Source organism: Saccharomonospora amisosensis, from assembly GCF_011761185.1.
Taxonomy (GTDB): domain Bacteria; phylum Actinomycetota; class Actinomycetes; order Mycobacteriales; family Pseudonocardiaceae; genus Saccharomonospora_A; species Saccharomonospora_A amisosensis.
The window spans coordinates 777005-800283 of the sequence record NZ_JAAOYM010000001.1 but is presented as its reverse complement, the minus strand read 5'-3'; the positions used below and the strand labels follow the sequence as shown (position 1 = coordinate 800283).

General features: G+C 68.3%; 24 protein-coding genes, 2 tRNA genes and 2 pseudogenes. 10 read left to right on the top strand and 18 right to left on the bottom strand.

Annotated elements, in window-relative coordinates; genetic code table 11:
- Window positions 1-25: 25 nt before the first annotated feature.
- Complete coding sequence (locus tag FHU38_RS04020; protein WP_208415546.1) at window positions 26-319, top strand: hypothetical protein; 294 nt, start codon at window positions 26-28, stop codon at window positions 317-319.
- Window positions 320-513: 194 nt separating this feature from the next.
- A pseudogene (locus FHU38_RS27150) lies at window positions 514-1482 on the top strand (recombinase family protein); the annotation flags it as partial.
- A 210-nt stretch (window positions 1483-1692) separates the two neighbouring features.
- Here the strand turns inward: FHU38_RS27150 and FHU38_RS27145 are convergent.
- The 6 genes from FHU38_RS27145 to FHU38_RS03990 all read right to left on the bottom strand — a co-directional run bounded on the left by FHU38_RS27145 (window position 1693) and on the right by FHU38_RS03990 (window position 6084).
- Entirely contained in the window at window positions 1693-2010 is a 318-nt protein-coding gene (locus FHU38_RS27145) for a hypothetical protein (protein ID WP_243852191.1), read from the bottom strand.
- 73 nt (window positions 2011-2083) lie between these two features.
- Window positions 2084-2159, bottom strand: a tRNA-Ala gene (locus FHU38_RS04010).
- Between the two features lie 54 nt (window positions 2160-2213).
- A complete protein-coding gene (gene sepX / locus FHU38_RS04005) occupies window positions 2214-3032 on the bottom strand; it encodes a divisome protein SepX/GlpR (protein WP_167166604.1) in 819 nt (272 codons plus the stop codon).
- A gap of 191 nt (window positions 3033-3223) precedes the next feature.
- Window positions 3224-3904, bottom strand: coding sequence for a GNAT family N-acetyltransferase (locus FHU38_RS04000; RefSeq protein WP_167166602.1), 681 nt, complete (start codon window positions 3902-3904; stop codon window positions 3224-3226).
- A 6-nt stretch (window positions 3905-3910) separates the two neighbouring features.
- Entirely contained in the window at window positions 3911-5182 is a 1272-nt protein-coding gene (gene glp, locus FHU38_RS03995; protein ID WP_167166600.1) for a molybdotransferase-like divisome protein Glp, read from the bottom strand.
- On the bottom strand, window positions 5179-6084 hold the full coding sequence (locus FHU38_RS03990) for a UTP--glucose-1-phosphate uridylyltransferase (protein ID WP_167166598.1): 906 nt from the start codon (window positions 6082-6084) through the stop codon (window positions 5179-5181). The genes glp and FHU38_RS03990 overlap by 4 nt, the downstream gene beginning before the upstream one ends.
- A 24-nt stretch (window positions 6085-6108) precedes the next feature.
- On the opposite strand from FHU38_RS03990, the gene FHU38_RS03985 reads away from it, so the two are divergent.
- The 3 genes from FHU38_RS03985 (at window position 6109) to FHU38_RS03975 (ending at window position 7982) form a co-directional block, all read left to right on the top strand.
- Entirely contained in the window at window positions 6109-6723 is a 615-nt protein-coding gene (locus tag FHU38_RS03985) for a 5-formyltetrahydrofolate cyclo-ligase (RefSeq protein ID WP_167166596.1), read from the top strand.
- A 90-nt stretch (window positions 6724-6813) separates the two neighbouring features.
- Complete coding sequence (locus FHU38_RS03980) at window positions 6814-7164, top strand: FmdB family zinc ribbon protein (RefSeq protein WP_167166594.1); 351 nt, start codon at window positions 6814-6816, stop codon at window positions 7162-7164.
- 137 nt (window positions 7165-7301) lie between these two features.
- Entirely contained in the window at window positions 7302-7982 is a 681-nt protein-coding gene (locus FHU38_RS03975; protein ID WP_167166592.1) for an RcpC/CpaB family pilus assembly protein, read from the top strand.
- A gap of 145 nt (window positions 7983-8127) precedes the next feature.
- On the opposite strand, the gene FHU38_RS03970 is transcribed toward FHU38_RS03975, so the two are convergent.
- Both FHU38_RS03970 and FHU38_RS03965 read right to left on the bottom strand, forming a co-directional pair.
- A complete protein-coding gene (locus tag FHU38_RS03970) occupies window positions 8128-8310 on the bottom strand; it encodes a hypothetical protein (protein ID WP_167166590.1) in 183 nt (60 codons plus the stop codon).
- Between the two features lie 4 nt (window positions 8311-8314).
- Entirely contained in the window at window positions 8315-8815 is a 501-nt protein-coding gene (locus FHU38_RS03965) for a MogA/MoaB family molybdenum cofactor biosynthesis protein (protein WP_009156180.1), read from the bottom strand.
- Between the two features lie 100 nt (window positions 8816-8915).
- On the opposite strand from FHU38_RS03965, the gene FHU38_RS03960 reads away from it, so the two are divergent.
- Window positions 8916-9971, top strand: a complete 1056-nt coding sequence (locus tag FHU38_RS03960) for an NAD-dependent epimerase/dehydratase family protein (RefSeq protein WP_167166588.1) — start codon at window positions 8916-8918, stop codon at window positions 9969-9971.
- Between the two features lie 39 nt (window positions 9972-10010).
- Here FHU38_RS03960 and FHU38_RS03955 read toward each other — a convergent pair whose 3' ends face one another.
- From FHU38_RS03955 to FHU38_RS03945, 3 genes and pseudogenes are all read right to left on the bottom strand, one after another.
- Window positions 10011-11060, bottom strand: coding sequence for a sensor histidine kinase (locus FHU38_RS03955; RefSeq protein WP_167166586.1), 1050 nt, complete (start codon window positions 11058-11060; stop codon window positions 10011-10013).
- A pseudogene (locus tag FHU38_RS03950) lies at window positions 11057-11763 on the bottom strand (response regulator transcription factor). The gene FHU38_RS03955 and the pseudogene FHU38_RS03950 overlap by 4 nt, the downstream one beginning before the upstream one ends.
- Before the next feature lie 5 nt (window positions 11764-11768).
- On the bottom strand, window positions 11769-13085 hold the full coding sequence (locus FHU38_RS03945; protein ID WP_313886661.1) for a hypothetical protein: 1317 nt from the start codon (window positions 13083-13085) through the stop codon (window positions 11769-11771).
- A 146-nt stretch (window positions 13086-13231) separates the two neighbouring features.
- Between FHU38_RS03945 and FHU38_RS03940 the strand changes: the two genes are divergently transcribed.
- Window positions 13232-13897, top strand: a complete 666-nt coding sequence (locus FHU38_RS03940; protein ID WP_167166584.1) for a glycosyltransferase family 2 protein — start codon at window positions 13232-13234, stop codon at window positions 13895-13897.
- On the top strand, window positions 13894-14574 hold the full coding sequence (locus FHU38_RS03935; protein ID WP_167166582.1) for a TIGR04282 family arsenosugar biosynthesis glycosyltransferase: 681 nt from the start codon (window positions 13894-13896) through the stop codon (window positions 14572-14574). Before FHU38_RS03940 ends, FHU38_RS03935 begins: the two co-directional genes overlap by 4 nt.
- A gap of 105 nt (window positions 14575-14679) precedes the next feature.
- On the opposite strand, the gene FHU38_RS03930 is transcribed toward FHU38_RS03935, so the two are convergent.
- The 6 genes from FHU38_RS03930 to FHU38_RS03905 form a co-directional block, all read right to left on the bottom strand.
- Window positions 14680-15978, bottom strand: a complete 1299-nt coding sequence (locus FHU38_RS03930) for a S1C family serine protease (protein WP_208415543.1) — start codon at window positions 15976-15978, stop codon at window positions 14680-14682.
- A 62-nt stretch (window positions 15979-16040) separates the two neighbouring features.
- The gene (gene galT, locus FHU38_RS03925; RefSeq protein WP_167166580.1) at window positions 16041-17069 is read right to left on the bottom strand and encodes a galactose-1-phosphate uridylyltransferase; all 1029 of its coding nucleotides are present in this window, start codon (window positions 17067-17069) and stop codon (window positions 16041-16043) included.
- The gene (locus FHU38_RS03920; RefSeq protein ID WP_313886660.1) at window positions 17066-17863 is read right to left on the bottom strand and encodes a DeoR/GlpR family DNA-binding transcription regulator; all 798 of its coding nucleotides are present in this window, start codon (window positions 17861-17863) and stop codon (window positions 17066-17068) included. The genes galT and FHU38_RS03920 overlap by 4 nt, the downstream gene beginning before the upstream one ends.
- A 181-nt stretch (window positions 17864-18044) precedes the next feature.
- Window positions 18045-19433 carry a sensor histidine kinase gene (locus FHU38_RS03915; RefSeq protein WP_167166578.1) on the bottom strand — a complete coding sequence of 463 codons (1389 nt, stop codon included), beginning with the start codon at window positions 19431-19433 and terminating at the stop codon, window positions 18045-18047.
- A complete protein-coding gene (locus FHU38_RS03910; protein ID WP_167166576.1) occupies window positions 19430-20122 on the bottom strand; it encodes a response regulator transcription factor in 693 nt (230 codons plus the stop codon). Before FHU38_RS03910 ends, FHU38_RS03915 begins: the two co-directional genes overlap by 4 nt.
- A 52-nt stretch (window positions 20123-20174) precedes the next feature.
- Window positions 20175-20825 carry a response regulator gene (locus FHU38_RS03905; protein ID WP_167166575.1) on the bottom strand — a complete coding sequence of 217 codons (651 nt, stop codon included), beginning with the start codon at window positions 20823-20825 and terminating at the stop codon, window positions 20175-20177.
- 155 nt (window positions 20826-20980) lie between these two features.
- Between FHU38_RS03905 and FHU38_RS03900 the strand changes: the two genes are divergently transcribed.
- Both FHU38_RS03900 and FHU38_RS03895 read left to right on the top strand, forming a co-directional pair.
- Window positions 20981-21053: transfer RNA gene (locus tag FHU38_RS03900), tRNA-Arg, on the top strand.
- An 80-nt stretch (window positions 21054-21133) separates the two neighbouring features.
- Complete coding sequence (locus FHU38_RS03895) at window positions 21134-22297, top strand: tyrosine-type recombinase/integrase (protein WP_208415542.1); 1164 nt, start codon at window positions 21134-21136, stop codon at window positions 22295-22297.
- 7 nt (window positions 22298-22304) lie between these two features.
- On the opposite strand, the gene FHU38_RS03890 is transcribed toward FHU38_RS03895, so the two are convergent.
- Window positions 22305-23255, bottom strand: coding sequence for a helix-turn-helix transcriptional regulator (locus tag FHU38_RS03890; protein WP_167166573.1), 951 nt, complete (start codon window positions 23253-23255; stop codon window positions 22305-22307).
- Window positions 23256-23279: the final 24 nt, after the last annotated feature.

Sequence of the window (23279 nt, the reverse complement as noted above, 5' to 3'; positions counted from 1 at the left end):
CACCGGCGGATGTAAAGCGGCAAACGTGTGTCTGATCGCGGGGCTTGCGCCGGACTTCAGGGACATGACGAGCAAGTACGACGAGGACCACGACGACCTCGACACTTCACAGCCCCGCCACGAGTCGGCACCACGCCAGCGCCATCCCCGCCGCCGCCCCTATCGACGGGCGACTGACGGCGTGCTCATCGAGCGGGTCGAGACGACCGAGATGACCGCGGAGCAATACAGCAGCGCGGTCGCCACGCTGGCCGGGCTGATCGAGCGCTGGCAGCAGGACCGCTACAGCCAGTCAGATTCTGGTGACGCAGCAGCATAAAGGTGCCTTGATCGTTTTGTTTCTCGCTCCGCCGGCGTGACACTGGCCGGCGCGCCGTGCGCGATCAAGGTCGCTGACCTGCGGCGTTAGTCAACTCTTAGTCACTTCTTGGGCGCGTCAGACCGGCGCGCCCGAGCTCTCTCCTGGAAGGAGGCAGGCAATTGGGGCGACCCAAGACCGCGAAGAAAGCCGCGATGGCCCCCGCCCTGTCCGACGATGTGCGTGTCGGCATCTACGTCCGGCGCTCCACCGACGACGAGCACCAGCCCTACTCGATCGAGGCCCAAGACAACCGACTGACGGCCTACATCGAATCCCAACCGGGGTGGCGGCTGGTCAAGCGTTTCCCGGACGACGCCTCGGGAGCCACCGCGGACCGGCCCGGGCTCAAGCAGGCAATCATGGCCGCCCGAGCGGGACTGATCGACGTTCTGTTGGTCTACCGCGTGGACCGCTTCTCGCGAAACCTGCGCGATCTCGTAACGCTGCTCGACGATCTGGACCAAGCCGGGGTGGTGTTCCGCTCGGCCACCGAGCCGTTCGACACCTCCACTCCGATGGGGCGGATGCTGGTGCAGATGCTGGGCATGTTCGCGCAGTTCGAACGCGACACCATCATCGACCGCGTGATCGGTGGCATGGAGCGCAAAGCCGCCAAGGGCCTGTGGAAGGGCGGGCACCGTCCCTTCGGCTACACCGTCGACAAGGACACTCACAGGCTCCGGCCGCACCGGGGCGAGGAGCCCATCGTGCGGCTGATCTTCGACCTGTACACCAGCGATCGGCTGGGCAGCAAGGTCATCGCCTCGGTCCTCAACGACCGAGGACACCGCACCACCACCGGTGGGCTGTGGTCCGGACGCCAAGTCCTGCGCGTGCTGGCGAACCGGATCTACATCGGGGAGCTGTCCTTCCGCGGCATCACTGTCACCGACTGCCACGAGCCCCTGGTCGATCCGACCGTGTTCGCCGAGGCCGCGCGCATCCTCGCCGAGCGCGGAGAGGACTACTCCCGCCGTGCCGCCAACGGCTCGGACTTCACCCTCACCGGCTTGCTGCGCTGCCCGAAGTGCGGCAAGGCCATGATCGGTACCCGCGCCACGGGCAAGACCAAGACCTACCGGTACTACACCTGCTTCACCCGGGCCCGGTACAGCACCGACGCCTGCGACGCCGACCGGCTCAACGCCGATGCTCTCGAACCGGCCATCCTGGACGGGTTGGCCGCCTTCTACCGCCACCACCACGGCCTGATCACCGACGCGGTGGCCGAAGCGAGAAAGCAGTACGACGCGGGCCAGGACGGACAGCGCTCGGAACTGGCGGTCGTGGAGGCTGAGCTGACCAAGACCAACCAGGCCATCGACCGCTACCTAAGTGCGTTCGAGAACGGCACGCTCGATGAGGAGATGCTTGCTGGCCGGCTGTCCGCTCTCAACGCCAAGTCCAAGCAGCTCCGGACACGCCGAGACGAGCTCACCGAGCAACTCACCGACGTGCCTACCGAGCTCCCCCCAGCGACGCTTGCGGAGGTCGCCGACCACATCACGGAGATCATCACCTTCGGCACCGACACGATGCGCAAGGCACTCGTCGAGACCCTCATCGCCGAAATCAAGATCACCGGAGCCAACCGGGTTATCCCGGTGTTCCGCATCCCCCGACCACGCGCAGAAAGTGACCCAGAACACAGCGAAAAGGCTGCGACCCCGGCAAAACCGCAGGTCACAGCCCCCATGGAAGGAGTTCGCACAATGGGTAACTTGGTGGAGCTGAGGGGAATCGAACCCCTGACCTTCTCGATGCGAACGAGACGCGCTACCAACTGCGCTACAGCCCCTTGGAGTTGCTCGATGAGCATAGCAAGTCGCCATGCCCATCGAGCAGGGGGTGCCTACTCGCCGGCAGCGCGCCGATACGGCAGTTGACCAGGGTCGTCGAGTTCGTGGAAGGCGGGGTCCTCGTCCTCGAGGTCCACCACCACGGCCTGCCTGCGAACGCGCGACGTCGGCACGGGGTTGCGCTCGGCTCCAGGCGGCTCGGGAGCCTGCGACTTCAACACCTCGATGTCGGCGAGCGGGTTCGGGCGCCTGGGGGTCCGCTGGGCCGTGCTGTGTAGCCGCGCGAGCCTGCGCTGGCGGATCTCCTCCTCGATCCGTACCTGCCTGCGCAGGTAGACCAGGTAGCCCACCAGCACGGCGTCGGCCGCACCGTGCGCCCACCACAACACCGACAGCAGGACGCCCGCGAGCACGCCGGTCACGATCGCCGTGAGCAGCAACATGAGCACGACCCGCTGGCGGAAGGCGTACTTGGCCCTGGCAGCCAGTTCCGCGGCTTCCGGGTCGAAGCCACCTCGGCCCGGCCGGTAGCGGCGAACCGGAGGCTGTTCCGTCGCGCTCAACCGAGGTTCGGGCTCGGGCTCCGGCTCGTAGCTGTCGTACTCGTCGAAGTCCGCGTCGTCGGCGTCAGCCTCGTAATCGTGCCTGGGGGCATCCACGTCATCGGAGCGGATGTCCTCGTCAGGCTCGGCGTTTGCGGTCATGGCGAACTCCTTCCGCCAGTCGCTTCGTGTGCTCCCGCTCCTCACGACCCGGGCAGCCAACGCGGAGTCGTTGGTCTGCGTGATCTCCTGGCGCTTCCGCGCGATCATGGGAACAAGGACGGCGAGCCAAGCCGCGGCGAGCGCGACGATGATCAACGAGCTCGGCAAGTCCCGTCACCTCCCCCGACCAGTACTGCTGTGCCACCGTGGAACCGCGCGGCCGGGGCGTCCTGAGCAGCGCCCACTCCCTGTCCCACACCGACAGTCGTCACGGTAGTCACAGGAGTAACAGAATCGGCGGAGGCTCGCCGGTAGTTCGGCGTAAACCGATCACTCGTTCGGTGTAGATTTGCCGCGGCTTAACGCTGCTCAGGGGGGGTGGCGAGGCCCTTGGCAACGAGTCGTGAGGCCAGCCCTTCGCCTCTGTCCTCGTCGGTGATCGCGAAGCACAAGTGGTCGCGCCATGCCCCTGCGACGTCCAGATATCGAAGAAACAGACCCTCCTGCCGGTAACCGACCTTGGCCAGTACACGCAGGCTCGCGCTGTTCTCCGGGCGCACGGTAGCTTCCAGGCGGTGCAGGCCCGCGACGGCGAGGGCGTGGTCGGTCACCAGAGCGACGGCCGCCGTCGCTACGCCACCGCCTGCCAGCCGCGAGGAAACCCAGTAGCCGACCCACGCGGACCGCAGCGACGCTCTGATGATGTTGCCGATGGTGATCTGTCCTGCGAAGGCACCGTCGACGGTGATCGCGAACGGCAGGCATTGCCCACGTCGAGCCAGGCCGCGGAGTGAGGCCCACTGTGGCGGCCACGCCCAGTGGGCGTTGCGTTCGTGCCAGTGCCCGGCCTGAGTCGGCTCCCATTCCTCCAGGTACTCGCGGTCGCGAAGGCGGATCCTGCTCCATTCACCGCCGTCGAGCAGCCGGACCGGCCGCAAAGCCACAGTCCCCGCCCGCACGGTGAGTGGACCCAGCCTCGCGGGCCAACCCGGGTGGCGAGGTTCGGCGGCATACGGCGCGCCATACCCCTGCGATGTCATGGGCGGTCACGTGCGCTGGGCCAGGAAGGCCACCTTGACCTGCTCGCCGGCCGCGACCTCGGTGAGGTCCTCGTCCACGTTGATCAGGCAGTTGGCCTCGGCCAGCGACGCGAGCAGGTGAGAGCCTGACGTGCCGAGTGGCTGCACGAGGTACTCGCCGTTGCTCTCGTCGCGCAACAACTGCCCTCGCAGGAAGCCCCTACGACCCCTGCTCGACACGATGGGAGAGAGCAGTCGCGCCTCGATAACCCTGCGTTGCGGGTTCCGGGTGCCGCGTGCGGCACGGATCAGCGGCCGGATCATGACCTCGAAAACGACCAGCGCACTCATCGGATTCGCCGGAAGCAGAAAGGTGGGCACCGAGTCGGGGCCCAGCCTGCCGAACGCCTGTGTCGAGCCCGGATGCATCGCGACCCTCGTTGTGTCGATCTTGCCGAGGTCGGACAGCGCGGCGTGCACCTCCTCGCCGATGCTGCCTCCTGCCCCGCCCGCCACCACGACGACCTCGGACATCAGCAACCTGCCCTCGACGGTCTCGCGCAACCGCTTGGGGTCCAGCGGCACGATGCCGACCCTGCTGACCTCCGCACCCGCGTCCCGCGCCGCGGCCGCCAACGCGTAGGAGTTGACGTCGTAGACCTGGCCCACGGAAGGAGTGCGGTCCACGTCGACCAGCTCGTCACCCACCGAGATGATCGACACCCGTGGTCGGGGGTAGACGAGGACCTTCGACCGCCCGACGGCCGCGAGCAGCCCGACCTGCGCGGCGCCGATCGTGTCACCCCGCCGCACGGCGACGTCCCCGATCTGCACGTCCTCGCCGGTCCTACGGACATAGCCGTGGGAAGGAACGGAACGCTGCACCGTGACGTTTGCCTCGTGCCCGTCGGTGAACGCCGTGGGTACGACGGCATCGGCCAGCGTCGGCAGCGGAGCGCCGGTCGCGACCCGAACCGCCTGGCCAGGCTGCAACCGCCGGGGCTGCCGCGACCCGGCCGGAATCTCCCCGACCACCGGCATCTGCACTGCTTCTTCGCTGGCCGTCCGCACATCGACACTGCGCACCGCGTAGCCGTCCACCGCTGCCTGGTCGAAGCCGGGCAACGCGTGCTCGGCGACCACCTCCTCCGCGCAGAGCAGTCCCTGCGCCTCGGAGATCGCGACCCGCACCGGGCGCGGCCGCACGGCGGCACCCAAGAGCACAGAGAGCTGCGCGTCGACCGACCTGAATTCGGTGGGCGACGACGGGTCGGCGGTGGCGGACTCGCGTGTGGTCATGAGCCCTCGTTGCCGATCCGGTTCGTCAACCACTCCCGCAGCTCGGGACCGTGCTCGGGATGGTTCAGGGCGAAGTCCACGGCCGCCTTCAAGAACCCTGCTGGGTTGCCGAGGTCGTGCCTGCCACCACGGTGAACGACGATGTGCACCGGGTGCCCTTCCTTGATCAGCAGCGCGACAGCGTCCGTGAGCTGCAACTCCCCGCCCGAGCCCGGCTCGATCCTGCGGAGCGCGTCGAATATCGCCCGGTCCAGCAGGTAGCGTCCCGCCGCCGCGTAGGTTGACGGCGCAGCCTCCGGCGAGGGCTTTTCCACCATGCCGTGCACCTGCTTGACGTCCTCGTCGCCGGTGTCGGACACGTCGAACACACCATAGGGCGAGATCTGTTCCTTCGGGATGTCGAAGGCGCACAGCACGCTGCCGCCATACTGCGCCCGCACCTCCGCCATCCGGTTCAGCACTCCCGAGGGCAGCACGAGGTCGTCGGGGAGCAGGACGGCTACCGCCCGGTCCTCCTCGGTGAGATTCGCCTCGGCCTGCGCTACGGCATGACCGAGCCCATGAGCCTCCTCCTGGATGGCGACGTCCACCTCGAGCAGCCCGTGTGCCCTGCGAATCTTGGCCAGCTGCTCGGTCTTGCCCTTGCGCCGGAGCGCTTCCTCCAGCTCCTCCATCGGCCGGAAGTACTGGACAACAGCCTCCTTGCCGGGGGATGTGACGATCACCATGCGCGTGGCCCCGGCTTCGGCCGCTTCGGCGGCGACGAGTTCGATGCCCGGCGTGTCTACGACCGGCAACAGTTCCTTGGGCACGGCCTTGGTCGTCGGCAGAAATCTCGTGCCGAGTCCCGCGGCAGGCACGATGGCGGTCCGGAAGGTGTTTTGACTCGTGGCGCCCGTCATGGGCGCAAAGCCTAGCCTGGTCACGTGAACGAGACCGACAACGACAACCCCCCTGCGGGGGTAAAGGCACGGTGGCGGGCGCGTATGAAGGCGGGCCGAGCAGCGATCTCAGCACAACAGCGGGTGCTCGAGGCCGCCGCACTGACGGAGGCGGTAGCCGGGACAGCGGCGACCACCATGTGCTGTTATGTCCCGTTCGGGTCCGAACCCGGTTCGATCGCGTTGCTGGACATCCTTCGGGAACGCGGTACACGTGTCCTCCTTCCTGTGGTTCCTGCGGAGCCCGCCCCGCTCGACTGGGCCGAGTACACGGGCACATCGGCGCTGGCAAAGGGCAACCTCCGTCCGGTACTTGAGCCGCAAGGGCCCCGACTCGGACCGAAGGCAATAGGCGAGGCCGACGTCGTGCTCGTTCCCGCCCTGGCAGTGGACCGTTCAGGTGTCCGACTCGGCAGGGGTGCGGGCTACTACGACCGGTCGCTGTCGCTCGCCTCACCGACCGCCGAGCTGGTCGCTGTGATTCGCGACACCGAATTCGTCGACCAGTTGCCCGCCGAGCCCCATGACGTGCGCATGACGGCGGTTCTGACTCCGAGCAGCGGGCTGCGTCGGTTACCTTCGATAGAGCCCTCACTGTGAGAGGGCCCTCGATTGCGCTCGGGGAATGCCATGCAGCAAAATTGAGTTAGCACTCTCTGGAAGGGAGTGCCAGCGCCAGAAGGAGTCCCCGTGCCGACCTACCAGTACGCCTGCAAGGAGTGCGGCCACCAGTTCGAGGTGGTCCAGTCGTTCAATGACGCGAGCCTGACCGACTGCCCGCAGTGCCAGGGTGCGCTGCGCAAGTTGTTCGGTTCGGTCGGTGTCATCTTCAAGGGCAGTGGGTTCTACCGCACCGACTCTCGGTCCGACTCGAAGTCGTCCAGCACCTCAGGTGCTTCGAGTTCGTCCAACAGCTCCTCCAACGTTTCTTCCAACGGTTCCGGGAGTTCCGCCAAGTCCGACGCCGGCTCCGGCTCGAACAACGGCGGCGGCTCCACGAGTTCAACGAGTACCACGGCGGCGACCCCGAAGGCCTCGTGAGGTCCGGAGTTGTCCACAACGACCTAGTTGTCCACAGGCTGCCGCTTCGAGGGTCCCGGCTTTGCGCACGGCGCCCCTAACGTCGGTTCCGGTCGAGGGCGAAACACCGCCCTCCCGATCCGATTCGAGGGGCAACGATGCAGGTCAAGACCCGTGAACAACGCTGGCGACAGTGGTTACGCAGCCGAGTCCGCGCTCATCCCGCCGCGCTGGTGCGGCGTTCGCTCGCCACGGTCTTGTTCCTGCTGGCGGTGGCGCTGGCGGCCATCCCTGGCACCGGCGTCGGTGGTGAAGCGCTGGTCAACGTTGTCGTCACTGCCAGGGAAGTTCCGTCCGGAACGGAACTGACAGCAGATGATGTCAAGGTCGCGGCCGTTCCGGCCGGGATGGGGCCCGACGGCGCGCTGGGCGAGACATCGGACGCTATCGGCCGCCACCTCATCGGCGCCGCTCGCGCGGGTGAGCCGCTGACCGATACCAGGCTCGCCGAGCGGCGTCGTAGCCCGCCTGGCACGGCGACAGTTCCGATCCGACTCGCTGACGCCCGGATCGCGGAGTTGCTCCGTCCAGGCACTCGGGTGGACGTCGTCTCGCCTGGCCGGGCGGATGGCGACGACAGTGACGAGAGCGGAGATCTGAAACAGGTCGTGGCCAGCGGGGTCACCGTGGTCGCGGTACCTGACGAAGGCGCAGCCGCTCGCGACGGGCCGGCGGCGGACAACCAGGGGGCGCTGGTGTTGCTCTCGGCTCCTGCCGACACTGCGACTCGCCTTGCCGCTGTTTCACTCGGGCAGCCGATCACGGTAACGCTGCGTTAGATGGTGCCGGGATGCCGTCGCAGGAAACCGACCGGGAGTGGCGATCCAGGCTATCGCGGCCCCCAGGTGCTCGTGGAAGGGTTGGGAGCCTGCCCGAGCCCACACGTAGCCGGAACCCACGGGCGGTGGGGCTCAGCGGTGGGGCTCAGCCATCGTGGTGAGGCGGGCGGTTCTCCAGGTACCACTCGTCGGATCGGCCGCGCTCTACGCCGGGGTCCTTCTCGTCGGAAGTGGTCTCGGGAACCACCTCGCCGAAGATCTCCTCGATGCGCCGCCGCCGAGGAGCCTTGGCAGGTTCGTCGGCAGGCCGATCGCGGTCCGTGGCCATGGCGTCAGCTTTCGTCAAGGCCGGACAGCTCGTCGATGACGTGGGGAACCAGCGACGACAATGTCGCCATGCCGTCACGGACGGCGGCGCGAGAGCCTGCCAGGTTCACCACGAGCGTGCTGCCCGAGACTCCGACAAGCCCCCTGGAGATGCCCGCATCGATGGCACCGGCGGCCAGGCCGGAGGAACGCAACGCCTCCCCGATGCCCGGAATGGGCCTGTCGAGCACACCGGCCGTGGCATCCGGGGTGACGTCTCGCGGTGAGACTCCGGTAGCGCCAACCGTGATGACAAGGTCAACGCCGCCGATCACCGCGGTATTGAGCGCGTTGCGGATCTCCACCGTGTCGGCGCGAACCACAACGGAACCGTCCACTATGAACCCGGCTTCCTCCAGCAGCTCGGTCACGAGCGGCCCGATGGAGTCCTCGATCTCTCCCTGAGCCGTCCGGTCGTCCACAACCACCACGAGAGCGCGGCCCAGCCGCTGTGCACTGCGTTCCATGTGCCCTACCGTAGTGGGGCCTCGCGACAGATGTGACCGAAGGCTTACGGACGGTCCGTTGGGGCTGCGGGCTGGTCGTGAACGGCATAGCGTCCTCGGCGTGCGTGTGCTCGTCACCGGCGGAGCCGGGTTCATCGGCTCCCATATCGCCGACCTGCTCGCCGAATCGGGCTTCGAACCGGTGCTGCTCGACGGACTGCTGCCCACCGCGCACCACGGTGGCAACCCGCCCGGGCACACCACACGACACCGGTTCGTTCGCGGCGACGTGGGCGACGCGACGCTGGTGCGGGAACTGCTCACCGAGGTCGACGCCGTCTGCCATCAGGCGGCCGTGGTGGGGCACGGTGTCGATCCCTCCGACGCGCCGTCCTACACGCTGCACAACGACCACGCCACAGCGGTGCTGCTCGCGGCGATGTACGAAACGGGGGTGCACCGATTGGTGCTCGCGTCCTCGATGGTCGTGTACGGCGAGGGGAGGTACTCCTGCCCGCGGCACGGAGTGGTGATACCCGCACCTCGCCGCCAATGCGATGTGGACGCCGACCGGTTCGATCCGACGTGCACCCAATGCGGTGCCACGCTGGAACCGTTGCTGGTTGGCGAAGACGCTCCGCTTCGGCCGCGAAGCACCTATGCGGCCACCAAACTCGCCCAGGAACAGCTCGCAGGTGCGTGGGCGCGGCAGACCGGTGGCACCGTGTGGGCGTTGCGCTACCACAACGTCTACGGCCCCCGGATGCCGCGCGATACGCCTTACGCCGGCGTGGCGTCGCTGTTTCGCTCCGCCCTCGAAAGGGGTGAGGGCCCGACCGTGCTGGAGGACGGAAGGCAACGCCGGGATTTCATTCATGTCCACGATGTGGCCAGAGCCAACGTGCTCGCGCTACGCACGCCCGCGGACGAAGGTGAGTTGACCGCCGTCAACATCTGTTCCGGCGAGCCGCACACGATAGGAGAGCTGGCCACCGAACTGGCGAGGGCACACGGTGGTCCGCTGCCACGCGTGGTCGGGGGCGCCCGTCCCGCCGATGTTCGCCACGTCGTCGCGGACCCGGAGCGGGCGCGGCGGCTGCTGGGCTTCACCGCGACGATCGGGTTCGCCGAAGGTATCGACGATTTCGCGACGGCTGAGCTTCGCGGGGCCAGGTAGCGGCACAGTGCGCACACGACGGGTGCCGGCCGCCCTTGTTCACCGCGCCGCCAGCGGCAGCCGTACCTCGAATCGGCAGCCTTGCCCGTGGTTGTGCACCTCGACCCGACCCTTGTGGGCCTCCACGAGACCTTTCACGATCGCCAGTCCCAGCCCGCCACCACCCGTGGTCCTCCCGGTCTCGGGTGTGCGCGCCTGCGTGCCCCGGAATGCGACGTCGAACACCCGGCCGAGCTCGTCCTCCGGGATGCCGCCGCACGCATCGTCGACGGCGAGCAGTGCCTCCTGGCCGTCGATACCGATGCCGACGGCCACCGTGCCGTCGGGCGGGGTGTGGCGAATGGCGTTGGCGACGAGGTTGCGCACGATACGGGCGAGCTCCGGATCGCTACCGGCCACCACCGGCCAGGCCTGTGCGCTCGCCCGCACTTTCACCCGGTTACGCCGGGCGACAGGTGCCTGCGCGGACAGTGCGTCGCTGACCACGTCACCGAGCGGCACGGCGGTCAGTTCCAGCCGAAGTGCCCCCGCCGTGATCCGGGACAGTTCGAAAAGGTCGTCGACCATCACTGTCAGGCGGGTGGCCTCGACGTTGATGCGCTGGGCGTACTTGGCGACCTCGTCGGGCTCACCGACGACACCATCGGCGAGCGCCTCGGCCATCGCCCTGATACCCGACAGCGGGCTGCGCAGGTCGTGGCTGATCCACGCGACCAACTCGCGGCGCGAGGCTTCCGCGGCTCGCTCCCTATCCCTGGCTTCCCGCTCCCACACGCTGCGCCTGGCGATGACCCTGCCGAGCATGATGGCCGCCGGTACGGTCACCACCGCCACAAGCAGGCAGACCAGCAACATCGTGGTCAACGCCGTGCTGAACATGAACCCGCTGACGCCGAGCACCCCGGTCAGCGTCGCGACGATGGGGATCAGTACGAGCACCGTGAGGGTGCTGGCCAAGGAACCCCTGCGCAGCAGGTACAGCAGCAGAGCACCGACGGCGACGACGGGCATCGCGAACGCGAGCGCGACAGGCAGGATATGCCAGGCGTGCTCGAGCAGGTCGGCGAGCGACTCGCCGGGCTCGATCATGATCGTCGCGGGTCGTAGCGGTAGCCGACGCCCCAAACCGTGACCACGCGGCTGGGGTTGGCGGGATCGGTTTCGATCTTCTCCCGCAGCCGCCGGACGTGGACGGTAACCGTGGACTGGTCGCCGAACTGCCAGCCCCACACCTTGTCCAGTAAGTCGGTCCTGGAGTAGGCGGTGCCGGGATGGGTGAGGAAAAACGCCAGCAGGTCGAACTCCCGACCGTCAGCGCGAGCGGCACACCCGCGAGCGTGGCCTGCCGCGCCGAGCGCACCAGGCGCAGGTCGTCGTCGACGAGGTCCGGCGCACTCGCCCCTGGCGCCGGTCCACGCGACCTGCGCAGCACCGACGAGACCCGCAGGGTCAGCTCTCGCGGGCTGAATGGTTTGGTCACGTAGTCGTCGGCACCTATTCGCAGGCCCGCGATGCGGTCTTCCTCCTCGCCGAGCGCGGTCAGCATGACCACCGGCACCTCGCTGGTCCGCCGCAATCGGCCACACACCTCGAGGCCACCCAGCCCCGGCATCATCACGTCGAGAACGATCAGGTCGGGTGGATTTGCGGCGCAAAGCTCCAGCGCCTCGTAGCCGTCACCCGCGACCTCCACCGCGAACCCGGCCACCTCCAGGTAGCGGCGCACCACGTCCCGGACCGTCTCGTCGTCATCGACCACGAGCACCAGGCCTTCGCCACTGTCCTCGCTCATCGCCCTCACCACACCGTCAGCATCAGATGGTTGACCGCCAGCGCGGTCGCCGCTTGGGCGGCCAGCCACCAGCGGTGCACGCCGGGCGGTAGCAGGGCCGTGGCAGGCAGCAGCCACACCGCGAAAGGCAGCCAGATCCGCTCCACTTCTGCCTTGGAAAGGCCGCTCACGTCGGCGACAAGGACGGCGCAGAGGGCGGCGGCCGTGAGCACCACCATAGGCGTCCAGGCGCGGCGCAGCCATGCCCTGTGCAGCCCAGCGACCACAGCGGGCCCCACCGCCAGCGCCAAGCACGCCAGGTTGGCCCATACCCAGTACGAGTAGGGCCGTTCGGAGGCGATTCCCTGGTTGTATCGCTCGACGACCCGCCGGTAGCCGTCGAACCACCAGAAGCCGGCCACCGCGAAAGCGGTCACCACCGCCGCGACTCCCCCGGCGGCGTACAGCGTCGCCCTCGCACTTCTGCCGAGCAGCAGGACGGCAAGCGCTACCACGCCGAGCAGCACAAGGCCGTAGGACAGGAACACCCCGAAGCCGAGCAGCGCGCCCGCACCGACAGCTTGCGCGGGGGCATACCGGGACCCGCGGTGGGCGGCTCGGCATGCCTGCGCGAGCAGGGCGATGCCGCACGCGGTCACACCCGCGAACACCGCGTCCGCGGACACCGCCAGCCACACCGCGCCCGGGAACAGCACGACGAACGGCCAGCAGGCACGCGCCGCCTCAGCACGGCCGAGCGCGGCCAGGGTGACAGGCGCTGCCACCGACACCAATGCCGCCGTGGTCACACACGCGAACGCGGCCCACACACCACCGGTAAGCCCCAGCCGATCCAGCCAGACGAACACCAGCACGGCACCTGGAGGGTGGCCTGCCACGTGCGTGGTCCAGAAGCCCGGCGTGCCCGCGACGATCCGGTCGGCGAACGTGTCGAGCATCGCGGGGATGTCGGTGATGCCGGTTACCTCGTGCAGGTACTCGTGCGGTGTCGCCAGCCGCGCCGCGAAACCACGTTGCCAGCCGTCTACCAGCGCCAACGACAGCAGCCACGCCAGCGAGGCGACGTACCCGGTGGCGAGCAACCCACGCCATGGCAGCGACGTCGCGAGTGCCGGGCCCCACACCACGGCCGCCACCGCGAGCAGCACCGCGAACACCGATGCCGGGCTGCCGTGCGGCAGCCAACTACCGTACAGCGGCGGTGACCCTCTGACCGCGACCGCGACCGCGACGAGTAACGCGGCGAGACCAACGGCGACGAGGTCACCACGCACTCGATTCGCTGTCGCGCCGGGCCTATCCGTGGTGGAGGAAGCGACCACCCCTCGCACGATAACGGGCGGGAACCGGACCGTCAGCGGGCTGCGGAGACACGTCAGAACTCGGTAATACTCAGACGACGCCCGTCAGAGTTTCGTAATCCCGCGCGAGTTTCGCACTGTCCTGCTTGGATCTATCGTCCGATTTCGTGAACCGAGAAGAACCGGTCGACGTGGTCCTGCCGTGCCTCGACGAGGCGCCCGCACTGCCCGCCGTGCTCGGCGCCTTCCCACCCGGCTTCCGCGCGATCGTGGTGGACAACGGTTCCACCGACGACTCCGCGAGTGTGGCCGAGGAACTGGGGGCCAAGGTCGTCTTCGAGCCACGGCGCGGGTACGGCGCGGCCGTCCACACCGGTCTGGAAGCGGCCTCGTCGCGAATCGTGTGCTTTCTCGACGCCGACGGCTCCCTCGACGCCGGGCAACTCCCCCGACTGGTGCGGCCAGTACGGGAAGGCAGGGTGGAGCTCGCGGTGGGCCGCCGGGTGGCAGCGGAACCGGGGGTGTGGCCATGGCACGCACGCGCGGGCAACGCGGCACTGGCGCTGCTCCTGCGGGTGCGCGGACTGCCCGTGCACGACATCGCGCCGATCCGGGCGGCGAAGCGTTCGGCGCTGCTCGAACTGGGTGTGGCCGATCGAGGATTCGGCTATCCGCTGGAACTGCTGGTCAGGGCGGCTCGCTCGGGCTGGCGGGTGCACGAGGTCGAGGTTCCGTACGGCCCGAGGGCGGATGGCACGGTGTCGAAGGTGTCGGGTTCGCTGCGCGGAACTCTGCGTGCCGCGCGAGACATGGCGGGGGTCTGGCGCGCGTGAATGACGCCTGGTGCGCACTGGTCGTGGCGAAGGCGCCCGTGCCCGGCCAGGCGAAGACGCGGTTGTGCCCACCCGCGACGCCGTGGCAAGCCGCCGACCTGGCCGCGGCCGCGCTGCTCGACACGCTCGACGCCGCGCTGAAGGCTCCGGCAGCGGTGCCGGTGGTCGCGCTTGCGGGGCAGCTCGCGTCCGCCGCGCGGCGCGGCGAGTTGTCGGGCCTGCTGCGTCGCTGCACCGTGTTGGCCCAGCGAGGACCCGACCTCGGGGCTCGGCTGGCGAACGCTCACGCGGACGTCGCTCGATTGTGGCCGGGTCTGCCCGTCGTGCAGGTCGGGATGGACACGCCACAGCTGACCCCCGCACTCCTGCGCTCGGTCGCCGATGACCTCCGTACCCACGAGGCCGTGCTCGGCCCGGCTTTCGACGGTGGCTGGTGGGTGCTGGCGCTGCGGGAGCCGACACGCGCCTGCGTACTCGCCGGTGTGCCGATGTCGCAGCCCGACACCGCGGCGCTCACCCGCCGTGCGCTCGCCGCAACTGGGTTACCGGTGACGCGGACCGACCCGCTGTGCGATGTGGACACGATGGCCGACGCGGTTCGCGTCGCCGAGTTGATCCCCGACTCGCGGTTCGCGGCTGCGGTACGGGCGATTCGGACCGGGGCCGCATCGCGCTGAGCGAGGTGGAGTGATTGGCCGGCGGCCCGCGGGCAGCGGTAGTTGGCTGAACTCACCCGCCCGGGGCCGCCGCGCTGGTCTCGGCCGCACCGGCGGCCGAGCGTCTCAGTTCGGTTGAACCGGCTGGCCGCCGAGCGTGATGTCCAACGTCCGGTTGCTACCGAGTGTGATCGTGACCGTTTCACCCGGCGCCCTGGTGCGGACCGCCGCCACGAGGGTGTTCGCGTCGTCGATGCGCCGGTCGCCGAACTTGACGATCACGTCGCCGGACTTCAAGCCCGCTCCCTCGGCGGGGCTACCTGGTTGTACTTCGCCGATCACGGCGCCACCGGAAGGGGCGTCGCCCACGGTCGCCCCGATGTAGGTCTGAGTAGCGTGCCCCGACTTGATGATGTCGTCCGCGGTGCGCCTGGCCTGGTCGATCGGGATCGCGAAACCGATCCCGACGTTGCCACCCTCGGACTGCATACCTGGGATGCCGGAGGACTGCGGGCTGTAGATCGCGGAGTTGATGCCGATGACCTGTCCCTGCATGTTGGCGAGCGGCCCGCCGGAGTTGCCCGGGTTGATGGCGGCGTCGGTCTGGATGGCGTCCATGACCGTCGTCTGGTCGCCCTGACCGCCCGCCGTGACGGGCCGGTGCAGCGAGCTGACGATGCCCGCGGTGACGGTGCCCGCCAGCTCGAACGGTGAACCGATCGCCACCACGGACTCGCCGACCCGCAGGTCGTCGGACCGGCCCAGCTCCACGGTGGGCAGCCCGCTGACCCCTTCGGCCTTCACCACCGCGATGTCGGTCGTGGGGTCGCGGCCCACGATCGTGGCCTCCGCCTTGTCGCCGTTCTGGAACACCACGTTGATTGCGCCTCCGCCTGTCGCGCCCTCGATGACGTGGTTGTTGGTCAGGATGTAGCCGTCGTCGCTGATGACGAACCCGGAGCCTTCGCCTGCCGACGAGCGACCGCGCACCTGTAGCTGCACCACACTGGGCATGAGCTTCTGCGCGACCGCTTCAACGCTGCCCGCCGGAGCGTCACCTGAGTCCTTGGCCGGGAGCGGCTCGTTCAGCGCGTTGACCGAACTGCCGGTCGTGGCGTTGTCGGCTGCCAGGTAACCACCCACGGTGCCTGCCCCGCCGCCCACAAGGAGGGCGAGCACCGCGACGCCCGCGACGAGCTTGGCGGTGCCGCCGCGGCGGCCGCGCTGCGGCGACGGTGGCTCGCCGCCCGGCATGGTGCTCGCTGCCGGATACTGGCCAGGCTGGTACGGGTTGTAGCCGGGCATCGCGTGGCCGCGGGCCGACCATGGACTCGGCTCCTGCTGGGCAGCCCAACCGCCTTGCTCCGGTGTTCCGGGCGACTGGCCGCCGGGCTTGTCCTGAGCGTAGGGGTCGTTGTCGGTCATGAGTTCATGATGCTCCGCGGTCCTGAGAGCATGCTGAATCGAGCCTGTGCCAGGCAGGAGAATCACCCGGCCGCCCGCAACCGCTCTGCGATCAGCTCCGGCGACATGTCGTTGATCCAGACGGCCATGCCGGACTCCGAGCCCGCAAGGTACTTCAGTTTGTCCGGTGCTCTACGTATCGAGAACAGCTCCAGGTGCAGCCAGGCGAGGTCGCGACCTTGCCGCACAGGCGCCTGCTGCCAACCCGCGACGTACGGAAGCGGCCTGTCGTAGAGGCCGTCGCACCGGCGCAACAGGCGCAGATACACCTCGGCGAAGTCGGCGCGCTCCTCGGGTGTCAGGCCGGTGAGGTCGGCGACCCTGCGATGTGGCACCACCAACACGTGAACCGGCCAGCGCGCCGCAGGGGGCACGAAGGCGGTCCAATGCTCACCCTCCTCGACCACCCTGGCGCCATCGGCACGCTCGGCGGTGAGCACGTCGCCGAGGAGGTGCCTGCCGTGTTTCGCCAAGTGGTCGCGGGCGGTGGCGAGCATCCGCTGGGCTTTCGGCGTGACGAACGGGTAGCCGTAGATCTGCCCGTGCGGGTGGTGCAGGGTGACGCCGATTTCCTCGCCTCGGTTCTCGAAGGGGAACACCTGCTCCACAGCGTCCAGTTGGGACAGCGCGGCCGTGCGATCGGCCCACACGTCGACCACCGTGCGCACCCGGCGCGGGCTGAGTTCGGCGAAGGAACGGTCGTGATCGCTGGTGAAGCACACCACCTCGGTACGGCCGTTCCCGTTGGCGAAGGACGGGAAACGATTCTGGAAAACGACCACGTCGTAGTCCGGTTCCGGTATCTCGCTCGGTTTGCCGGGGCGGGTGGGGCACAGCGGGCAGAGGTCGGTGGGTGGCTTGTGTGTGCGCGTCTGCCTGTGCGTGGCGATGGCGACCCACTCGCCGGTGAGCGGGTCCCTGCGGATTTCCGAACCCCCCGCCACGGGAGGAAGCGCACGGGTGTCCCGGGTGTCGCGCGACGGTGGCGCGAGACCCTCGTCGAAGTAGATGATCTCCCGGCCGTCCGCGAGGTGCCGAACGGTCTTGTTCACTCGTGCGCCCCAGCCGGACTGTCGACCTGCGCGATCACGAGTTCACCCGCGTGCTCACGGAGGACGCCGCGAGCGTCCTCGGCGAGACCGTCGTCGCTGACCACCACGTCGGCCTCGGTGAGATCGGCGATCGTGGAGATACCGACCATCCCCCACTTGGTGTGGTCCGCGAGGACGACGAGCTTTCGCCCTGCCTCGACAAGCGCGCGGTCGGTCTCACTCTCGGTCAGGTTGGGCGTTGTGAAGCCGGGCCCGTCAGCCATGCCGTGCACCCCGAGGAAGACGATGTCCAGATGCAGGCTGCGCAGGCTCTGCACCGCCACCGGACCGACGAGCGCGTCGGATGGCGTGCGCACACCTCCGGTGAGAACGACGGTGCGGTCCGGCTCACCCGAGCCGCGCAACACGTCGGCGACGCGAATGGAGTTGGTGACGACCGTCAGGCCAGGTATCGGGCCCAGAGCGCGAGCCAGCGTCCAGGTGGTGGTTCCCGCGGACATGCCTATGGCGGTTCCGGGGCGGATCAACGCCGCGGCGGCCGCGGCGATGGCCTCCTTCTGTGCGCGCTGGCGAACGGACTTCGCCTCGAACCCCGGTTCGTGCGTGCTCATGGTCGTGACCGTGGTCGCGCCTCCGTAGACCTTCTCCACGAGTCCCCTGCTCGCGAGTACGTCGAGGTCCCTGCGGACGGTCATGTCGGACACGCCGAGGCGATCGACGAGATCGCTGACCCGGACCGCACCGGTCCGTCGCGCTTCGTCGAGAATCATCGCTTGCCGCTGCCGCGCCAGCACCGTCTTACTCCATCCGCAACCGCACCTGAAGTACACAAAACTCTACATGATCGAACATACCTGGGGCGTAGGAGCCACCCGAAGGCGGGACGGGCAACGTCGCGGTCGAAGGACGGTAACCGACCCACCACGGACAGCGCCCCGATATCGGGGTGACGCTCTACCGCCGCCGTCGGGTTGCCTACCCAGGTACGCCCGGCAGCCGGATCGTCAGCAGCGCCCCGCCTTCCGGGGCGCGCCCCGCGTACACCGCACCGCCGTGTCGCTCCACCGCCTGCTTGACGATCGCCAGACCGAGCCCGGAACCCGGGAGGGTACGTGCTTCTGACGACCGGTAGAAGCGGTCGAAAATCTTGGGCAGATCCTCCTCCGCGATACCCGGTCCCGCGTCGGCCACCTCCACCACGGCCGTGCCGTCACCGAGCGGACGCGAAACAACCCGCACGACCGACCCCGCGGGCGAGAACTTCACGGCATTGTCGAGCAAATTCAGCACCGCGCGCTCCAGCGTGTTCGGGTCGCCGGTGAGCACCCAGGGACGCAGGTCGGTTTCGAACTCCACCTCACCCGCCCTCGGCCGCGCCCGATCAAGCGCCCGCTCGATCACCTCGACGAGGTCGACACGCTCGGCTTCCTCTCTGGCAGCCTCACCGCGAGTCAGCTCCACCAGGTCACCGATCAACTGTGTCAACTCGTCGAGCTGGAACCGGATGTCCGCCTCGATCTCCGTGCGATCGCGCTCCGACAGCGACGGCGAACCCGGCTTGCTCGCAGCGAGCAGCAACTCCAGGTTGGTGCGCAGCGAGGTGAGCGGTGTCCGCAACTCGTGGCCCGCGTCCGCGACCAGCCTGCGCTGTCGCTCCTGCGACTCGGAAACGGCGTCGAGCATGGTGTTGAAGCTGTGCGTCAGCCGCGCCAACTCGTCGTCCCCGCTCACCGGGATGGGACGCAGGTCCATCGTCCGGGCCACCCGCTCGGTCGCGGAGGTCAGGCGTTCCACGGGACGGAGCCCGGCTCTGGCGACCGCCGTACCCGCCACCGCGGCTACAACGATCCCCGCACCTCCGAACAGCAGCAGCACGAGCGCCAGGTCCGAGAGCGTTCGCTTGGTCGGCTCCAGCGACTGTGCCAGCACCATGGCAACGCCGTTTCCAGCGGGTAGCGCGATCACCCGCATGTCGGTAGCCGAGTCGGTGCGCAACGACGAACCGGTGGTTCCACGTGCCACCGCCAACTCGGGTGGCCCCCATGGCGGCGGGGTGCCCGCACGGGGATGGATCATGTCGGAGGTCGCGGTGAGCAGGCCGATCTGGATGTCGCTGCTCACCAGGAACGCGCCGGGGATCGACTGCACCCTGGACTGCACCGTCGGGCTCTCCACGGCGGCCATGGCGCGTTCGGTAAGGCTGTCGTCGAACTGCTGGTAGAGGTTGTTGTACACGGTCAGGTACGCGCCCAGCGATACCAGCGCCACGGTGACCCCCACCGAGATGGCGGCGAGCAACATGACCCGAGCACGCAAGGAGAACCGGCGTGGCCGGGCCTGGGCAGGGTCACCCGGACGGGTCACGGGGGCGTCTCCCGAAGTACGTAGCCGACGCCCCTGACGGTGTGGATCAATCGGGGCTCGCCACCGGCCTCGGTCTTGCGCCGCAGGTAGCCGACGTAGACCTCAAGTGCGTTACCCGAGGTCGGGAAGTCGTAGCCCCACACCTCCTCCAGGATTCTGCTGCGCGTCAGTACGTGCTTCGGGTAGGACATGAACAGTTCGAGCAAGGCGAACTCGGTCCTCGTCAGGCTTATCTGCCGCTCGCCGCGGTAGACCTCCCTGGTGCCGGGGTCGAGGCTGAGATCGGCGAAGCTGAGTGTTTCGGAGTTGCCGGCGGCCTGCGCCTCGGCTCCGGCTCGCCGAAGCAGCGCGCGCAGCCGCGCTAGCAGTTCCTCGAGCGCGAACGGCTTGGGCAGGTAGTCATCGGCACCCGCGTCGAGGCCGGAGACCCGGTCGGAGACCGTGTCCCGCGCGGTGAGTACGAGGATGGGGAGGTCGTCGCCGATACCTCGGAGCCTGCGCGCCACCTCGAGCCCGTCGAGCCTGGGCATCATGACGTCGAGCACCATCGCGTCCGGGCGGTCGGCGGCGACCTTCTCCAGCGCCTGCGCACCGTCGCCCGCGACATCGACCTGGTAGCCGTTGAACTCGAGCGAGCGTCGCAGCGACTCGCGGACCGCACGGTCGTCGTCGACGACAAGAATGCGCATAGCACCAGTCTTACTCGCCCGGCTGAGACGGCCCTTAACGTCGGGCCGCGTGTCAGTCGACCAGTCCGCCCCGATAAGCCAACAGGGCGGCCTGCACGCGGTTGGCGGCGCCGATCTTGGACAGCACCGCGGAGACATAACCTTTGACCGTCGCTTCCGACAGGTGCAGCGTCCCGCCGATCTCCGCGTTCGAAAGGCCCTTCCCGATCAGGGCGACGACCTCGCGCTCACGATCGGACAGGGAGGCGAGCAGCCTTCGCGCGGGTGCCGCGGCGCGCTGCTCGTCTCGGTGCGCGTTGACCATGCGCGCGGCGACACTCGGGTCCAGCACCGCCCCACCACGCGCCAGGTCGCGGATCGCGCGAACCAGCGCGGCGGGCTCGATGTCCTTGAGCAGGAAACCGTTGGCACCGAACCGAAGTGCGAGGCTGACGTACTCATCGACGTCGAAAGTGGTGAGCATCGCCACCGCTGGGGGTTCCGGCAGCGTCTGAATGGCGCGCAGGGCGCGGATGCCGTCGTCCGGAGCGCGCATCTTGATGTCCAGCAAGGCGACATCGGGATGGAGACGGCGGGCGGCCTCCACGGCGGTTCTGCCGTCGGCGGCCTCACCGACCAGCTCTATGTCCGGCGCGACGGATATCATCGTGCGTAGGCCAGAACGAACGAGTTCCTCGTCGTCGGCGAAAACGACCTTGATCAACGGCGCCTCCAAGGGCAGGGGACCGGGGTCACCGTGTCCGATCCGTGAGGGTTACTCACAAGTAGTGGGGGTATTACAGTGAGCAACTCGCGCCACGTCAAGGTCCCGGCTCCAGCCAGCGGAAGTCACCCGCTAAGCTGTCAGGCAGTATCCCTGCCCTCGTAGCTCAGGGGATAGAGCACCGCTCTCCTAAAGCGGGTGTCGGAGGTTCGAATCCTCCCGGGGGCGCCCAGGTCAGAGGCGGTTTCCGGTGATCTTCGGAAGCCCGCGTGGTGCGGATCGTGGTGCGAGTTCCGTATCTTCGCACCATGGCTGACGCCGGAAAGAGCTCTCAGAAGCGCCATAGGGGCCGGATCGAGACGCTGCCCAGTGGCGCCCGCCGGATCGTGGTCTACGCGGGCGAGGACCCGCTCACAGGCCGCCGACACTACGTACGTGAGACCGTCCCGGCTGGCCCGAACGTGGAGAAGGAAGCCGAGAAGGTCCGCGTCCGGATTCTCAACGAGATCAACGAGCAACGGAACGCGCGCACCAACGCGACCGTGAACCAGCTCATGGACCGCTATCTCGAACTAGTCGACGTTGACGCATCGACTCGCCAGCGGTACGAGAGCGTCATTCGCACGCACATCCGCCCGCTTATCGGCAGGGTCACGTTGGCGCGACTCGACGCGGAAACCTTCGACTCCTTCTATCGCACGCTCCGAGCCTGCCGCGACCACTGCGGCGGGCGGAAGTTCGTCATTCACCGAACGCGGGGCGAGCACGCATGTGACGACAAGTGCCGTGCGCACGAGTGCAGGCCGCTCTCCAACGGGACGATTCGCAAGGTCCATTGGTGCTTGAGCGGGGCGTTCAAGGACGCCATCCGGTGGAAGTGGATCACAATCAACCCGCTTGACCAGGCAGAAGCCTCGAAGGGGCCGACGTCGAACCCGCAACCACCGACGCCTGACGAAGCCGCCGCGATCGTCAACGAGGCATTCAAGGACCTGCGTTGGGGCATGTTCGTCTGGCTTGCCATGACCACGGGCGCACGCCGGGGCGAACTGTGCGCGCTCCGCTGGGACCGGCTCGACCTCGACAACGCCGCGCTCTGGATTCGCACCAGCATCGCCCAGAACGGACAACAAACCCGGGAAAAGGACACCAAGACCCACCAACAGCGCCGGATAGCCCTCGACGCCGAAACGGGTGCCGGGCATGTGCTACTGGCTTGTCCGTGCCCATCAGCACGAGTCCCTGCTCGACAGGTGCGACACCGCAACCCACACTGTCGTCTGCGGATCCGAACATGGCAAGTCACGCTGTCAGTGGCACACGTCCGAAGTCGGCGACCTCGTCGCGTTGGTTCGCGTCCGCAACCGGTCTCCCTTCCAGTTTTCGCAGTACACCCCCGGCGTCTTCGCCATCGGCCGCGTCAGCGATGTCGGAAGCTGGGGTCGGCCTTACGACAACCGGCACCGAAGTGAACAACTCCTAATCCGTCGCGCGGGCGAGTCGGGCCGTCAGCGTCTTGATGTGCTCGACGAGTTCCGGCGGTTCGTGCACCTGGAAGTCGAACCCTTTGGTCGTGACGTAGATGGCCAACTCGTCGAGTGAGTTTGATCCGGCTCGCAGGGTGCAGCTGTGCTCGTCGATCGGCTCCAGCGTCGCGATGGTGGGAGCGATGCGCTCTGCCACGGTTTCAGCGCTGACGTGCAGGGTGAATCGGGCTTGGTAGCGGTAGGCAGAGGTGGAGATCGCCCGCGAGGTGTAGCCGCTGAGGTCTGGTTCTGGCGGCGTGCGTGGGGTGAACCGGGGACCGGTGGGCGTGCGCGGGTCGAGGCGGTCCACGCGGTAGGTGCGCCAGTCCTGGCGGTCGATGTCCCAGCCGATGAGGTACCAGCGCCGGCCCGCGTGCACCAGCCGGTGCGGCTCGGTGGTGCGCATGGCGCTGGTTCCGTCGTGGGTCCGGTAGTCGAAGCGCAGGCGCAGCGAGTCGCGGCAGGCGGCGGCGATGGCAGTGAGGGTGCTCGGCTCGACGGTGGGGCCGGTGTTGGTCATCGGCACGGTCATCGTCTGTAGGGCGTTGATCCGGTGGCGTAGCCGGGAAGGCAGTACCTGTTCGAGCTTGGCCAGAGCACGCACCGAGGTCTCCTCGATGCCGGTGATCGAACCGCCGGCGGCCGTGCGCAGGCCCATCGCGACGGCGACGGCTTCGTCGTCGTCGAGCAGGAGCGGCGGCAGGTTCGCGCCTGCGCCGAGCCGGTAGCCTGCGGTGCCCGCAGTCGCGTGCACCGGGTAGCCGAGGTCTCGCAGCCGGTCGATGTCGCGGCGCACGGTGCGTGGAGCTACCTCCAGGCGCTCGGCGAGTTCGGCGCCGGACCAGTCGCGTCGGGTCTGCAAGAGGGAGAGCAGGTGCAGCAGTCGTGCCGAGGTTTCCCGCATGTCTCGAAGTCTGCCATCGACCTA

Excerpts from the sequence above, each read along its gene's own strand:
- FHU38_RS03975 (WP_167166592.1), top strand. The coding sequence starts at position 7,302 with ATGCAGGTCAAGACCCGTGAACAACGCTGGCGACAGTGGTTACGCAGC.
- FHU38_RS03990 (WP_167166598.1), bottom strand. The coding sequence starts at position 6,084 with ATGACGGGCGCCACGAGTCAAAACACCTTCCGGACCGCCATCGTGCCT.
- FHU38_RS03970 (WP_167166590.1), bottom strand. The coding sequence starts at position 8,310 with ATGGCCACGGACCGCGATCGGCCTGCCGACGAACCTGCCAAGGCTCCT.
- glp (WP_167166600.1), bottom strand. The coding sequence starts at position 5,182 with ATGACCACACGCGAGTCCGCCACCGCCGACCCGTCGTCGCCCACCGAA.
- FHU38_RS03895 (WP_208415542.1), top strand. The coding sequence starts at position 21,134 with ATGGCTGACGCCGGAAAGAGCTCTCAGAAGCGCCATAGGGGCCGGATC.
- FHU38_RS03890 (WP_167166573.1), bottom strand. The coding sequence starts at position 23,255 with ATGCGGGAAACCTCGGCACGACTGCTGCACCTGCTCTCCCTCTTGCAG.
- FHU38_RS03910 (WP_167166576.1), bottom strand. The coding sequence starts at position 20,122 with ATGCGCATTCTTGTCGTCGACGACGACCGTGCGGTCCGCGAGTCGCTG.
- FHU38_RS03955 (WP_167166586.1), bottom strand. The coding sequence starts at position 11,060 with ATGATCGAGCCCGGCGAGTCGCTCGCCGACCTGCTCGAGCACGCCTGG.
- FHU38_RS04000 (WP_167166602.1), bottom strand. The coding sequence starts at position 3,904 with ATGACATCGCAGGGGTATGGCGCGCCGTATGCCGCCGAACCTCGCCAC.
- FHU38_RS03965 (WP_009156180.1), bottom strand. The coding sequence starts at position 8,815 with ATGGAACGCAGTGCACAGCGGCTGGGCCGCGCTCTCGTGGTGGTTGTG.
- FHU38_RS03930 (WP_208415543.1), bottom strand. The coding sequence starts at position 15,978 with ATGACCGACAACGACCCCTACGCTCAGGACAAGCCCGGCGGCCAGTCG.